Below are 13,919 nucleotides of genomic sequence, written 5' to 3'. Positions count from 1 at the left end.
CTTCTGCACGAATCGCAAGATTCTGGCGATTTCGGTGCCGGTCGGCGGGGGTGGGGGGTGGGCGCGGGCGCGAGGGTCGGCGGGCGTCAGGTGGGGCGGACGTGGCGACGGAGTTCGGTGAGCCAGTCGTCGGCGCGGCGGTAGGCCTCGGCCACGCCGGCACGGACCGCGGGGCCGTGGTCGCCGGCGGCGGGATAGGAGCCGAGGAACTTCACGTCAGCCTGCTCGGCCTTCAGGCTGCGGAGGCAGTCGGCCACGACCTCGTCCGCGATGTGGCCTTCGAAGTCGCACAAGAAGCAGTAGTCGCCGAGCCCCCGCTTGGTGGGCCGGGACTCCAGCCACGTCAGGTTGATCGACCGGGCCGCGAACTCCTGGAGGATGGCGAGCAGCGAACCGGGCCGGTCGGCATGCTGGAAGATGACCAACGTGGTCTTGTCGTGACCTGTGGGCGCCGGCACCACCTGGCGTTGCACGGCGACGAACCGGGTGGCGTTGTCGGGATGGTCCTCGACGCCCTCCGCAAGCACGTCGAGCCCGAAGTTCTCGGCGGCCAAGCCGTTGGCGAGGGCGGCGATGGAGGGATCGCCGCCCTCGGCCACTCGGCGGGCGGCCTCTGCGGTGGAGTCAACCGGCACGAGCGGCACGTCGCCACCCAGCTTCTCGTGCAGGAAGCGCCGGCACTGGGCGGCAGCCACCGGGATCGAACGGACTTCGCGCACCTGGTCGAGCGTCGCGCCGGGCACGCCGAGCAGGTGCATGTGGACCGGGAGCACGACTTCCCGCTGGATCAGGAGGTCGACGTCGAACGCCAGCGTGTCGACCGCGATGCTGACCGACCCCTCGATCGCGTTCTCGATGGCGACGAACCCCGCTTCGACCTTGCCGTCGTCGACCGCGTGGAGCACGTCGAGCATCGACGGGAGCACGACCAGCTCGGCAGCGGCCAAGTCGGGCTGCGTGCGCAGCGCCTGCTCGGTGAACGTGCCCGGCGGGCCGAGGAACGCCACTTGGCGGGGCGGCGGCGAGGCCGCCGCGGGCGGGTTTCCGGACGGGGATGCGGCGGCGGGTGGCACGGGCCGACAGGATAGTGACGTGGACGAACGGGCCATCCGGCAGTTGCTCGACGACGTGCGGACCGGCCGTTGCACCGCCGACGACGCCGTCGCTGAGCTGCGGCGCCTGCCGTTCGCCGACTTGGGCTTCGCCCGCGTCGACCACCACCGGACGCTCCGCCACGGCACGGCTGAAACCGTGTACGGCCCGGGCAAGACGCCGGCCCAATGCGTGGCGATCGTCGACGAGCTGCTGCGCGGCGGCACCGGACCGGTGGTGGTCAGCCGCGCCGACGCGACGCAGGCCGCCGCGCTCGCCGCCGCACACCCTGGTGCCGCGGCGACCGCAGGACCGTCGGGCACGGCGACCCTGGTCTGGCGTGCGCGGGAGACCTGGACCGCTCGAACCGGTTCGGACGCCGCAAGGGGCGACCACGGTGGCGAGGCGGCACCCGTCGAGATTGCGGGATCGCCCGGCGCCAAGCACACCCACGGCGACAGCCCGGGCCCGGCGGTCGACGCCAGCCCGATCGACGCCCATGCCGGGCCGCAGGTCGTCATCGTCGCCGCCGGCACGGCCGACCTCCCGGTGGCCGACGAGTGCGCCGCCGTGCTGTCCGCACACGGCGTCGCGCCAAGGCGACTCACCGACGTCGGCGTAGCGGGGCTGCACCGACTGATCGACTCGGTCGAGGCCCTCCAATCGGCCGACATCGTGATCGTGGTGGCCGGGATGGAAGGTGCGCTGGCGAGCGTGGTCGGCGGCCTCACCGGTGCACCGGTGGTGGCGGTCCCGACCAGCGTCGGCTACGGCGCGGGGCTCGAGGGGGTCACGGCGTTGTTGGCCATGTTGTCGTCGTGCGCGGCGGGCATCACCGTCGTCGGCATCGACAACGGCTACGGCGCGGCCAGCGCCACGCTGCGCTTGTTGCACACCGCCGGCGCCACCACCCCCCTTCCCGAACTGGGGGGAGAAACGGTCGACCCGACAACCACCTCCCCGCCCACGACCGAATGCGCACCCGGACTGGGGGGAGAACCGATCGACCCGGCGACCGCTTCCCCGCCCACGTCGGTGGCGGGGCCGGCGGCGGGCGCGGGGAAGCGGGCGGCGTCGTGACCACGGCCTGGTTCCACTGCTTTTCGGGGATCGCCGGCGACATGGCCCTCGGCGCCCTCGTCGACGCCGGCGCCGACCTCGACGAAGTGCGTGCGCTGTGCGAGCGGCTGCCGGTGCCCGGCTGGGAGCTGACCGCGGAGCCCGTGCTGCGGTGCGGCATCGCCGGCACGAAGGTCCACGTGCAGGCCGAGGAGACGTCGGTCGTGCGCACGGCCGGCCACATCACCGCGCTGGTCGAAGAAGCACGCCTGCCCGACCGGGTCCGCACGCGGGCGCTGGCGGTGTTCCACCGGCTGGCCGAAGCCGAAGGCCGGCTCCACCGCAAGCCCGCCAGCCAAGTCCACTTCCACGAAGTCGGCGGGATCGACGCGATCGTCGACGTGGTCGGCACTTGCGCAGCGCTGGAGCTGCTCGACATCGACGAGGTGTGGTCGAGCCCGGTGACCCACGGCATCGGGATGGTCCGGGCGGCGCACGGCCTCCTTCCGAACCCGGCCCCGGCCGTCGTCGAGCTGCTGCGCGACGCACCGGTCCGCGGCATCGAAGTCCCCTTCGAGCTCACGACGCCGACCGGAGCCGCGCTGGTCGCCACGCTCGCCACCGGATGGGGCCCGCTGCCGCCGCTGACGATCCGAGCCACGGGGTTCGGCGCCGGTAGCCGCGAGATCGACGGACGACCCAACCTCTTGCAGGTCGTGATCGGCGATCCGGCGGGCGACGGGGCGCTGGTCGACGGCCAGCCGGTGGTCCTGCTCGAGGCCAACGTCGACGACGCCACGGGCGAAGTCCTCGCCCACGCCGTCGCTGCGCTCCTCGAAGCCGGCGCGCACGACGCGTGGATCACCCCGATCCTCATGAAGAAGGGCCGGCCCGCCCACACCGTCAGCGCGTTGGCCGACGTTGCGCTGGCCCGCCAGATCTCGTCCGTGCTGACCGCCGAGACCGGGAGCCTGGGCGTGCGGGGCCAGCGACTCGAGCGCTGGCCCGAGACGCGTGCCATCGACGAAGTCGACGTCGACGGCGCGCCGATCCGGGTGAAGGTGTCGCCGGGTCGGGTGAAAGCCGAGTTCGACGACGCGGCGCGGGCTGCGACCCGGTCCGGGCGCCCCGTGCGCGAGGTGCTGTCCGACGCCGAGTCCGCCTGGCGGGCCCGCACCCACACCCACGGCCACGACCACTCTCACGACGAAGGGCCCGCCGACCCCGCGTCCTGACCAACCCCAACAACCCCGAGCTGTGAGCACTTGGCCACCTGGGAGGTGGCCAAGTGCTCACAGCAGGGATTGACGACGGGGGACACTCGTCAGTGGGTTGCGACGACGGCGGCGGCTTCGACCACCAGGGCTGCCAGGGTCAGCAGGCCCAGCAGACCACGCAGACCATCGGCTGCACGGGCGCCGCGGGCAACGGCCTCGGCGCCTTCGCCGGACTCGGCGAGCCGTCGACGGAGGCCCGTCATGCGATGAGCCTGGCGCATGGCGACGACGGCCACCACGATCGTGGCGGCGCCGAGGGCGCCCGCCGCCCACACCGTCGGGCGCCACTCGGAGGGCACGCCGGCCATGATCAGGCCCGTCGCGAGCGACACCGCCAGCGCCACCGGACCGACCACCGCGAAGGTTCGCCCGACCGAGGCGAACAGCGCCACCCGTGACCGGTCGTCGAGCAGCTTGCGGCTGGCCCGGGCGAACACGGCGATCGTGACCATGCTCCCGACCCACGTGCTCACCGCGAGCAGGTGGACCGCCACCACGACCGTGCCCACGCCCGCCTCCAACCGCCCTCTACAGCAGGCCGAGCTCGAGGCGGACCTCTTCGGTCATGCGGTCGAGGCCCCAGGGCGGATCGAAGACGAGGTTGATGACCACGTCGTCGACGCCGGGGACGGCCCGCACCACCCGCGCCGCGTCGTCGCACAAGATGTCGCCCATGCCGCAGCCGGGCGAGGTCATGGTCATGTCGATCTCGATGCGGCGCTTGCCGTCGCCGTCGACGATCTCGTCGCACCGGTAGATCAGACCGAGGTCCACGATGCTCACGGGGATCTCGGGGTCGTACACGGTGTGCAGCGCGGCGGTGACGGCGTCCATCTCGAACGGCCCGGACGACGCGCCGGAGATCATCACCGCCCGCTCGGAGGCTTCGAGCCCGATCGCATCGAAGTCCGCTCCGCCCACGCGCAGCAGGTGGCCGTACTCGTTGCGGACCGTGCAGCTGTCGCCCATACGTTGGAGCACCTCGACTTTGGTGCCGGGCACCAACACGATGCGGTCGCCGTCGGGGACCGTGACCGCGACGCAGTGGCGGATGACCTCGGTCCAGCCGTCGTCGGACGGGCCGGGCAGGTCGTGGCCGGCGGGGCTCACTCGCCGACCTCGCGGTCGACCTCGCCGTGGACCTCGAGCGGGATGTGACCTGCGGCGGCGATCTCGTGCGCGAGCTGGTTCCGCAGCGACTCGACGGCGATGGTGTCGAGCACCTCGCCGGCGAAGGCGCCGACCAGGACGGCGCGGGCGGTGGCCTCGGGGATGCCGCGAGCGCGCAGGTAGAACAACGACTCTTCGTCGAGCCGGCCGACGGTCGCCCCGTGGGAGCAGCGAACGTCGTCGGCGAGGATCTCGAGCCAGGGGCGCGTGTCGGTCTGGGCGGTGCGGCTGAGCAGCAAGCTGCGGTTGGTCTGCGCGGCGTCGACTGCGGCGGTGCCGGCCTGCACGATCACGTGGCCCGTGAAGCAGCCGTGGCCGGCGTCGTCGATCACGCCCTTGTACAGCTGGCGGCTGGTGGTGCGCGACGCGGCGTGGTCGACCGTGACCACGTTGTCGAGGTGCTGCACGCCGTCGGGCAGGTACAGCCCGGAGAGATCGGCGTGGGCACCCTCGCCGGCGAGCACCACGTCGAGCGCGGCGCGGGCGAGGTCGCCACCGAGCTGCAGGGAGCTCGTGCGCAAGTTGGCGTCGCGTGCGAGCACGGCGCCGGTGTGCCCGACGTGGACGGTGTCGGCAGCCTCCGACTGCACCCGCTCGTACGTGACGTTCGCACCCGACGACACCGCGAGCGACGTGCGGGCGTTGACCAGCCCGAAGCCCGGCAGGCCGGCGTACGTCTCGACGACCTGCAGGGTGCTCCGCGGTGCCGCGCACACGAACGTGAGGGGGTGCGAGGCGCTCGGCGCCGAGCCCGGGAGCGACAAGTGGACGATGTGGACGGGACCCTCGAGCGTGGCGCCTTCGGCCAGCCACACGACCGCCGCGTCGGGGCTGTACAGGGTGTTGAGGGCCTGGTAGCCGTCGAAGCGGGACGACCGGCGGGCCGCCACCTGCTGTTCGACCGAGCGCGCGGCCGGTGACCCGTCGGCAGCCAGCGTGGACAAGGCGCCGACCACCACACCCGACGATGGTTCGGCTGCGACGTCGGAGGCGGCGGCGGAAAAGCGCCCGTTGACGAACACCAGCCGGACGCTGCCGTGCGAGCCGGCCAGCTCGTCGATCACGCCGCGGTCGGGCGCTGCGACCGGGTCGGCCTGCTGCTCGGCGTCGTGCTCCTCGAGCCGCTTCAACGGCGTGTACTTCCACGCTTCGTCGTGGCGGGTGGGCATCGAGTTGACGCCCAACCAGGCGCGCACTTCTGCACGGGCCTGTTGGCGCCAACCAGCGGCGGCCAACGTGCCGGCGGGCGCGTCGGGTGCCGGGTCGGCCGAACCCGTGGTCGCAGCCGGCGCCGGCTTGGTCATGGACCGACCGGGACGCGGTCGCCGTACCCGTGCGCCTCCAACTCGTGAGCGAGCTCCGGACCGCCGCTGCGCACGATGCGGCCCTGATCGAGGACGTGCACGTGGTCGGGCACGACGTACTCGAGCAGGCGCGGGTAGTGGGTGATGACGAGCATGGACCGTTCGGGCGTCCGCAGCCGTTGGATCCCTTCGGCCACCACGCGCAGCGAGTCGATGTCGAGGCCGGAGTCGGTCTCGTCGCAGATGGCGAACTTCGGCTCCATGAGCGCCATCTGGAGGACCTCGTTGCGCTTCTTCTCCCCGCCGGAGAAGCCGGCGTTGACCGACCGCCGCAGGAACTCGTCGCCGATGCCGAGCGCAGCCATCTGCTCGCGCACGGCCTTCAGGAACCCGCGGGCGTCATACGTCTCCTGGCCGCGGGCTTCGCGCACCGCGTTCACGGCGGTGCGCAAGAAGTACGTGTTGCCCACGCCGGGGATCTCGACCGGGTACTGGAACGCGAGGAAGACGCCGGCGGCGGCCCGCTCCTCGGGGAGCTGCGCCAGCAGGTCGGCCCCCTCGAACGTGACGGTGCCGCTGACGTCGTAACCGTCGCGCCCGGCCAGCACCGCCGCGAGCGTGCTCTTGCCGGCACCATTGGGGCCCATCACTGCGTGGACTTCGCCCGCGGCGATGTCGAGGTCGAGGCCTTGCAGGATCTTGCGGCCGGCGATCGACGCGGTGAGACCTTCGATGTGCAGCATCAGCCGACGCTCCCTTCGAGCGTCACGCGCATCAACGCCTGCGCCTCGACGGCGAACTCCATCGGCAACTCGTCGAAGACCTCACGGCAGAACCCGTTGACGATCATCGACGTGGCGTCCTCCTCGGTGAGACCCCGCTGGCGGCAGTAGAAGAGCTGGTCGTCGCCGATCTTCGACGTGGTGGCCTCGTGCTCCACCTGCGCAGAGTCGTTCTTGACCTCGATGTACGGGAACGTGTGCGCGCCGCAGTCGGACCCGATCAGCAGCGAGTCGCACTGGGTGTGGTTGCGGGCGCCTTCGGCGGACCGCAGCACCTTGACCAACCCGCGGTAGGAGTTCTGGGCCTTGCCGGCGGAGATCCCCTTGGAGATGATCGTGCTCGACGTGTTGCGCCCGATGTGGGTCATCTTGGTGCCGGTGTCGGCCTGCTGGCGGCCGGTGGTGACGGCCACCGAGTAGAACTCGCCGATCGAGTCGTCGCCCTGGAGCACCACGCTCGGGTACTTCCACGTGATGGCCGAGCCGGTCTCGACCTGCGTCCACGAGATCTTCGAGCGGGCGCCGGCGCACTTCCCCCGCTTGGTCACGAAGTTGTAGATGCCACCAACGCCGTTCTCGTCGCCGGGGTACCAGTTCTGCACGGTGGAGTACTTGATCGACGCGTCGTCGAGCGCGACCAGCTCGACCACCGCGGCGTGCAGCTGGTTCTCGTCGCGCTGGGGCGCGGTGCAGCCCTCGAGGTAGCTGACCGACGCGCCTTCCTCGGCGACGATCAGCGTGCGCTCGAACTGGCCGGTCTCGGCCGCGTTCATGCGGAAGTACGTGGACAGCTCCATCGGGCACTTCACGCCGGCCGGCACGAAGCAGAACGAACCGTCGGAGAACACAGCCGAGTTCAAGGTCGCGAAGAAGTTGTCGCGGTACGGCACCACCGACCCGAGGTACTTGCGCACGAGGTCGGGGTGCTCACGGACGGCTTCGGAGAACGAGCAGAAGATGACGCCGACCTCGGCCAGGCGGTCCTTGAACGTGGTGGCCACCGAGACGGAGTCGACGATCGCGTCGACCGCCACGCCCGACAGCCGCTCCTGCTCGGCCAACGAGATGCCGAGCTTGTCGAACATCTCGCGGATCTCGGGGTCGACCTCGTCGAGGCTCTTGGGCGCCGGTCCCTTCGGCTTCGGGGCGGCCCAGTAGTACATGTCCTGGTAGTCGATCGGGTCGTAGTGGACGTGCGGCCAGTGCGGCTCGGTCTGCGTGAGGAAGTGTTCCAGCGCCTTCAGGCGCCACTCGAGCAGCCACTCCGGCTCGTCCTTCTTGGCCGAGATGAACCGGATCACGTCCTCGTTCAGCCCCTTGGGGGCGAGCTCGGTCTCGAAGTCGCTGACGAAGCCGTGCTGGTACTCGCGCTGGACGAGCTCCTGGATCCCGGAGTTCACGGCGCCATTTCTAACAGCACGCGACAGAGATTTACAACGCCGGGACGTTGCTTATTTCTCCGCTGTTCGCTACAAATATGGCGGTGCACGCACAGCCTCCCGTTCCTTGCCGAGACCTCGACGACCCCGGCCAGATCGCGGAGATGGTCACTCGATTCTACGGGGACGTCGATCTCGACCCGATTCTGGGCCCGTTGTTCAACGACGTGGCCCAAGTCGACTGGCCCGAGCACCTCGAGAAGTTGACCGCGTTCTGGTGCCGAGCCCTGCTCGGGATCCAAGGCTACGCGGGCAACCCGTTCCGCGCCCACAAGGAAGTCCACCAGCAGCGCTCGTTCACCGACGCGCACTTCTTGCGGTGGCTCACGCTGTTCGAACAGACCGTGCGCGGCGGGTGGTCCGGACCCAACGCCGAGCGCGCTGTCGCGCTGGCGTGCAATGTTGCGAGGGTGCACAGCAACCAGTTCCTCGACGCGCCGGTCGCGATCCCGGAGTCGATCGAGTACGGCGCCTCGGCCGGCGGCGGACCAGCGAACGGCATGCCGGTGTCGGCACCGACCAGGGCGGTAGGGCGGTGACCGCACCGGCGGCCGGCGCGGCCGCGCTGCAACGCCAGGCCAAGGCGCTCGGCGACCCCACGCGCTACGCGATCTTCTGCTACCTCCGTGACACCGATCGGCCGGTCGACATCGCGGAGCTCACCGAGCATCTCGAGGTCCACCACAACGCGATCCGCCAGCACTTGGCCAAGCTGGTCGAAGCCGACCTGGTCGTCGAAGGCAAAGCGCCATCGACCGGGCGGGGGCGCCCCCGGCTGCGCTACTCGGTGGGCCCCGCCGCCGACGCCCGATGGGGCGCGGGTGGACCCTATGAACGCCTGTCGCTGTTGCTCACCGAGATCATCCGCAGCGGCGACTCCCCCATCGAGGTCGGCCGACGGGCAGTCCGACCGCGCCGGCTCGGCGCGCCGCCGTCGACGGCGGCCACCGCGGTCGACGACCTCGTTGAAGAGATGGCCCGGCAGGGCTTCGAACCGCAGATCCGCCATCGAGGCGAACGGTTCGAGGTCGAGCTGCAGGCCTGTCCCTTCGCGTCGAGCGCGGCCGCCGATCCCGACACGGTGTGCAACCTCCACCTCGGGATGGCCTACGGGGTGGCCGACGAAGTCGGCGGTCTCCAAGTCGACGAGTTGGTACCCCACGACCCGATGCGGGGCCACTGCCAGCTGCACGGCCACATGGCACCGCCGAAACCGGTCGAGTTGGAAGCGTCGCCCGAACCGGCCACGTCCTGAAGCCACGTCCGGAGCCGGGCGCGTCCGGAGCCGGCCACGTCCGGAGCCGCCCACGTCCGGAACCGGCCCGGCGGCGCCGCCCACGTCCTGAACCGCCACGTCCGGCGCCGGGCGCGTCCTGAACCGGCCACGTCCGGGGCGGGGCGCGTTCCGACCCGGCGGCGCCGTCGTGTCAGAAGCTGTTGGGCACCACGGCTTCCAACAAGGTGGGTCCCGGTTCGGCCAGCGCGCGCTCGAGCGCGGAGGTGAACTCCTCCGCGGTGGTGGCCCGGGTCGCGCGCACCCCCATGCCGGCGGCCAGTTCCACGAAGTCGAGCTCGGGCTTGGTCAAGTCGAGCATCGCGGTGGCGGCTGGTCCGCCCGCTTCGGCACCGACCCGCGACAGCTCGAGGTTCAGCACGGCGTAGGAACGGTTCGAGAACACGATGGTCGTGACGTCGAGACCTTCGCGGGCCTGTGTCCACAACGCTTGGAGCGTGTACATCGCGCTGCCGTCGGCTTCGAAGCACACCACTTTGCGATCGGGACAGGCGACCGCCGCCCCCGTCGCCAACGGCAGGCCCATGCCGATGGCACCGCCGGTGAGCGTCAGCCAGTCGTGGCGCGGCGCGCCCGCGGTGGCCATGGGTGCCCACAATCCCGAGGTGTTGGCTTCGTCAGCCACGATCGCGCCTTCCGGCAACAGCGCACCCACCGCAGCGGCAACCGTCTCGCCGTTGAGCGCGCCGGTGGGTCGGTCGGGGCGCGACGAAGGCTGCACCCGCGGTTCGACGCCTGGCGCCACGACATCGGCGAGGCGTTCCAGCGCGTCGGCCCGGTCGGTGCCGGGTCCGCCCAGCGCGAGCACCTCGCAACCGGGCGGCACCAGACGGCTGGGCTTGCCGGGGTACGCGAAGAACGAGACGGGTTCGGGCGCGTCGACGAGGATCACGTGCCGGGCGTCGCCGATCTGCGCGGTCGCGAACTCGGCCAGGTATCCGAGCCGGTCGATCGCCGGCAGCCCGGCGCCGCGCTCGAGCCGGGTGGGGAAGACCTCGGCGAACAACGCGGCGCCGGTGGCCTGCACGATGCGGTCGACCGCCCGCAACGACCGCTCGCGCAACGCCGTGCCACCGAGCAGCACCACGCAGCGCTCGCCGCCGGTGAGCGCCTTCGCCGCCGCTTCGAGCGTGTCAGCGGGGACCAGCGGCGGCGCAGGGAGCACCGGTGGCGGCGCCACGACGCCGCCGTCGAGCCAGCACACGTCGGCGGGCAACACGAGCGTGGCGACTTGCCCGGGCGGGCCGACCGCCGCGGCCACCGCGGCCGCCCCGTCGGCACCCACGTCGTCGGGACGGGTGGCGTGGCGAACCCACCCCGACACGTTGCGCGCCAACCCGTCGATGTCGGACTCGAGCGGCGCGTCATAGCGGTGGTGGTACGTGGCGTGGTCGCCCACGAGGTTCACGACCGGCACGTGCGCGCGGCGGGCGTTGTGCAAGTTGGCCAGGCCATTGCCCAGGCCGGGCCCGAGGTGCAACAAGGTGGCCGCGGGCTTGTCGGCCATGCGGGCGTAGCCGTCGGCGGCACCGGTGGCCACGCCCTCGAACAGCGCCAGCACGCCGCGCATCTCGGGCACGTCGTCGAGCGCCGCCACGAAGTGCATCTCCGACGTGCCGGGATTGGCGAAGCACGTGTCGACGCCGGCGCCGACCAGGGTGCGGATGAGCGCCTGCGCGCCGTTCATGATCGGGGTCGAATCGGTCACGGGGCGGTCACTCCATCAGTGGGGTCGAACAAATTGCCGGGGTTGAGGATGCCGTGCGGGTCGAACGCGGCTTTGATGCGGCGTTGCAACTCGACCTTCACCGGGTCTTCCAAGGCCAGGTAGTACGCCTTCTTGGCCAGACCGATGCCGTGCTCGCCGGAGATCACACCGCCGGCACCGACGCCGATCTCGAACAAGGCGCGGAGCAGGCGACTGCGCCGCTCGGAATCGGCTTGGAAGACGGCGAGGTGCACGTTGCCGTCGCCGGCGTGGCCACACCCGGCGATCCACGCCCCTTCGGCCGCGGCCAAGTCGGCCACTTTCCCCATGAAGTCCGCGATCGAGGCCCGCGGCACGACGACGTCGACGATGTCGTCGGCGCCGTTGGCCTTGGCCACGAAGAAGGCCTTCTCGCGCGCCTCGATCAGCCCGACGGCCGCGTGGTCGGGCAGCACGTACACGTCGAGCGCGCCGAGCCCGTCGAGCAAGGCGCCGAGGGCCTCGACGTCGTCGTCGAGCCAGGCCTGCTGACGGCCTTCGAGGCTGACGACCAGATAGGCGAGGGCTTGTTGGCGGATGTCGTCGGGGATCCCGAGGTCGAGACCGACGTGGTCGAGCGTGGCGCTCAACGTGAGCAGGTCGATGTACTCGAGGATGGTGGGGTCGAGCCCGCTGGCCACCACTCTCGGCACTGCGGCGGTGACCTGGTCGAGCGTCGCGAACGGCGCCATCACGGTGGCGCGGCACGGCAGGCGCGGCTGCAACCGCAAGGTGACCTCGGTCGTCAGCCCGAGCGTGCCCTCTGACCCCGTGAACAGCTGCGTCAAGTCGTAGCCGGTCGACGACTTCATCACCTTGCCGCCGGTGCGGATCACTTCGCCGCCGGCGAGGACCACTTCGAGACCGAGCACGTGCTGGCGGGTCACGCCGTACTTCACCGCCCGCATGCCGCCCGCGTTGGTGGCGACGTTGCCGCCCAGGCTCGCGCTGTACTCGCCGGGATACACCGGATACAGCAGTCCTGCGGCGGCGGTGTGCTCGTCGAGCTCGGCCAGCGTGATGCCGGGTTGCACCACGGCCACCTGGTTGTCGACGTCGAGCTCGAGCAGCTGGTTCATCCGCTCGAAGCTCACGACCACCCCGCCCGTTCGGGGGACGGCGGATCCCGACAGCCCGGTGCCCGAGCCTCGGGCCGTGACCGGGATGCGGTGCTGGTCGGCCACGCGCAGGATCGCCGACACCTCTTCGGTGCAGGTCGGGAACAACACCGCAGCGGGAGCGACCGCGTCGACGGTGAGGCACTCGTCGTGGGCGTAGTCGTCCGACACCGCGTCGCCCGCGACCACGCAATCAGCGGGCAGCACCTCGGCGAACAGGCTCATGGTGGCAGGCATCGCTGGTCCCCCTCACGCCCGCCTGTCAGCCGGCGCGCATCGCGTCGCGCCGAGTCTCGCGGACCGTGCGGGGTGGCTGCTCGACGCCCCCGCATGAGATGCCGGTCGTGTGCTCCAAGTCGTCCCCGAGCAGCCTTCACCCACACCGTTCGGGCGCAGCCCCACGCGACGCCCTGCCCGCCGTGTGCTCCAAGTCGGCCCCGAGCAGCCTTCACGCACACCGTTCGGGCGCAAGCCACCCACGTGGACGGGCGACCCGCAGCCCAGATGCTGGCGAGGTCTGTCAGAGCCCGGCGAGCACGCCTTCTTCCTCGGCAGCAGCGGCCGCGTCGGGGGCGGTGTCGCGCCCGGCGCCCATGCGTCCCTCGGCGGTGCCCGACCCGAGCGCCTTCCACAGCTGCGGGTAGCTGCGGTACTCGAGCTGCGGCGTGACATAGCCCGCCGAGACCAGCTCACGGTGGTACTTCGGGAGGTTGCGCCACGGGATGCCCATGTCGACGTGGTGCGAGAGGTGCCAGCCGATGTTGTACGGCACCATGAAGAAGCGGGCGAGGAAGTGCTGGCGCACCGAGTGGGTGGCGTCGCGCCGGTCGTCGGAGCGAACCATGCCGCCGTGCTCGGCGATGGCCCGCAGCCGGTTGATCACCCGCCACTGGGTCATCCACGGCAGGAACCACATCGCCCAGTAGACCCACCAGTGGCCCGACGCGATCGACGCGGCGATGAACACGATCTGGAAGGCGATGATGCGCAGCGCGTGCTTGCGGGCGAAGTCGTTGCGCAAGCCGCGGAACAGGCCCTTGAGGTTCTTCCACCCGGAGATGCCCACGGCGTCGCGCACGAGCTTGCGGCGCAGCGACGCACGGCTCACCGGGTAGCCGACGTAGAGGTTCATGTCGGGCTCGTTGGGGCCGAACTCGTCCTTGTGGTGCGCCATGTGGCCGCGCCGGTACAGGTCGGTGACGGTGAACGCCGGGTAGCCGACCACCCACTTGCCCACGAAGTCGTTGACCTTCTTGTTGGAGAACAGCAGCCGGTGAGCCGACTCGTGCATGAGGCTGGCGAACATGGCGTGCGCTCGGCCCATGAGGCAGAAGCACAACAGGTACGACCACCAGGTGCCGATCCACACCGCGGCCACGATGAAGCCGAGCGACTGCACCCACACGCCGGCCACCGCGATGGCGTTGCGCCAGTCGGGGATGCGCCGCAGCTCGCTGCGCAGCTCGGGCACGGCTTTGCCGCTGACCAACAACCGGTCGGTGGGCAAGACGTCGGGGGTCGCCGCTGGGGGTGGGACCATGGTCGTCGCCATGGCCGCTATGTTACACCTATTGAACAGATGAGCAAGCTCCGTAATGTGGCGGCTGGCCGGGCTGCCCGGCCAGGCTTTGCGGTTG

At 71.0% G+C, this 13,919-nt stretch carries 13 protein-coding genes; 4 read left to right on the top strand and 9 right to left on the bottom strand.

Annotated elements, in window-relative coordinates; translation table 11 throughout:
* Positions 1-86 precede the first annotated feature (86 nt).
* Entirely contained in the window at positions 87-1,073 is a 987-nt protein-coding gene (gene pheA / locus VHA73_08915) for a prephenate dehydratase (GenBank protein HVX18141.1), read from the bottom strand.
* A gap of 19 nt (positions 1,074-1,092) precedes the next feature.
* Between pheA and larB the strand changes: the two genes are divergently transcribed.
* Entirely contained in the window at positions 1,093-2,172 is a 1,080-nt protein-coding gene (gene larB / locus VHA73_08910) for a nickel pincer cofactor biosynthesis protein LarB (GenBank protein ID HVX18140.1), read from the top strand.
* A complete protein-coding gene (gene larC / locus VHA73_08905; GenBank protein ID HVX18139.1) occupies positions 2,169-3,386 on the top strand; it encodes a nickel pincer cofactor biosynthesis protein LarC in 1,218 nt (405 codons plus the stop codon). Before larB ends, larC begins: the two co-directional genes overlap by 4 nt.
* An 89-nt stretch (positions 3,387-3,475) precedes the next feature.
* Here larC and VHA73_08900 read toward each other — a convergent pair whose 3' ends face one another.
* From VHA73_08900 to sufB, 5 genes are read right to left on the bottom strand one after another with little or no spacing between them, the layout of a single operon-like run.
* Positions 3,476-3,937: a hypothetical protein gene (locus VHA73_08900; GenBank protein HVX18138.1), complete on the bottom strand. Its 462-nt coding sequence runs from the start codon at positions 3,935-3,937 to the stop codon at positions 3,476-3,478.
* A gap of 19 nt (positions 3,938-3,956) precedes the next feature.
* Positions 3,957-4,538, bottom strand: coding sequence for an iron-sulfur cluster assembly protein (locus tag VHA73_08895; GenBank protein HVX18137.1), 582 nt, complete (start codon positions 4,536-4,538; stop codon positions 3,957-3,959).
* Positions 4,535-5,902: a Fe-S cluster assembly protein SufD gene (gene sufD, locus VHA73_08890; protein ID HVX18136.1), complete on the bottom strand. Its 1,368-nt coding sequence runs from the start codon at positions 5,900-5,902 to the stop codon at positions 4,535-4,537. Before sufD ends, VHA73_08895 begins: the two co-directional genes overlap by 4 nt.
* A complete protein-coding gene (sufC, locus tag VHA73_08885; protein HVX18135.1) occupies positions 5,899-6,645 on the bottom strand; it encodes a Fe-S cluster assembly ATPase SufC in 747 nt (248 codons plus the stop codon). The genes sufD and sufC overlap by 4 nt, the downstream gene beginning before the upstream one ends.
* A complete protein-coding gene (sufB, locus tag VHA73_08880; GenBank protein HVX18134.1) occupies positions 6,645-8,084 on the bottom strand; it encodes a Fe-S cluster assembly protein SufB in 1,440 nt (479 codons plus the stop codon). Before sufB ends, sufC begins: the two co-directional genes overlap by 1 nt.
* Positions 8,085-8,167: 83 nt before the next feature.
* On the opposite strand from sufB, the gene VHA73_08875 reads away from it, so the two are divergent.
* Together VHA73_08875 and VHA73_08870 are read left to right on the top strand one after the other, a co-directional pair.
* Complete coding sequence (locus VHA73_08875) at positions 8,168-8,662, top strand: group III truncated hemoglobin (GenBank protein HVX18133.1); 495 nt, start codon at positions 8,168-8,170, stop codon at positions 8,660-8,662.
* On the top strand, positions 8,659-9,378 hold the full coding sequence (locus VHA73_08870) for a helix-turn-helix domain-containing protein (protein HVX18132.1): 720 nt from the start codon (positions 8,659-8,661) through the stop codon (positions 9,376-9,378). Before VHA73_08875 ends, VHA73_08870 begins: the two co-directional genes overlap by 4 nt.
* A gap of 172 nt (positions 9,379-9,550) precedes the next feature.
* On the opposite strand, the gene VHA73_08865 is transcribed toward VHA73_08870, so the two are convergent.
* The 3 genes from VHA73_08865 to VHA73_08855 all read right to left on the bottom strand — a co-directional run bounded on the left by VHA73_08865 (position 9,551) and on the right by VHA73_08855 (position 13,834).
* The gene (locus VHA73_08865; GenBank protein ID HVX18131.1) at positions 9,551-11,125 is read right to left on the bottom strand and encodes an acetolactate synthase large subunit; all 1,575 of its coding nucleotides are present in this window, start codon (positions 11,123-11,125) and stop codon (positions 9,551-9,553) included.
* Entirely contained in the window at positions 11,122-12,519 is a 1,398-nt protein-coding gene (locus VHA73_08860; protein HVX18130.1) for an FAD-linked oxidase C-terminal domain-containing protein, read from the bottom strand. Before VHA73_08860 ends, VHA73_08865 begins: the two co-directional genes overlap by 4 nt.
* 283 nt (positions 12,520-12,802) lie before the next feature.
* Positions 12,803-13,834, bottom strand: coding sequence for a fatty acid desaturase family protein (locus tag VHA73_08855; protein ID HVX18129.1), 1,032 nt, complete (start codon positions 13,832-13,834; stop codon positions 12,803-12,805).
* Between the last annotated feature and the right edge of the window lie 85 nt (positions 13,835-13,919).

This window comes from Acidimicrobiales bacterium, assembly GCA_035547835.1.
In the GTDB taxonomy this organism is placed as follows: Bacteria; Actinomycetota; Acidimicrobiia; order Acidimicrobiales; family Iamiaceae; genus DASZTW01.
The sequence above is the reverse complement of the archived record's forward strand: the minus strand, read 5'-3'. Positions and strand labels throughout refer to the sequence as shown.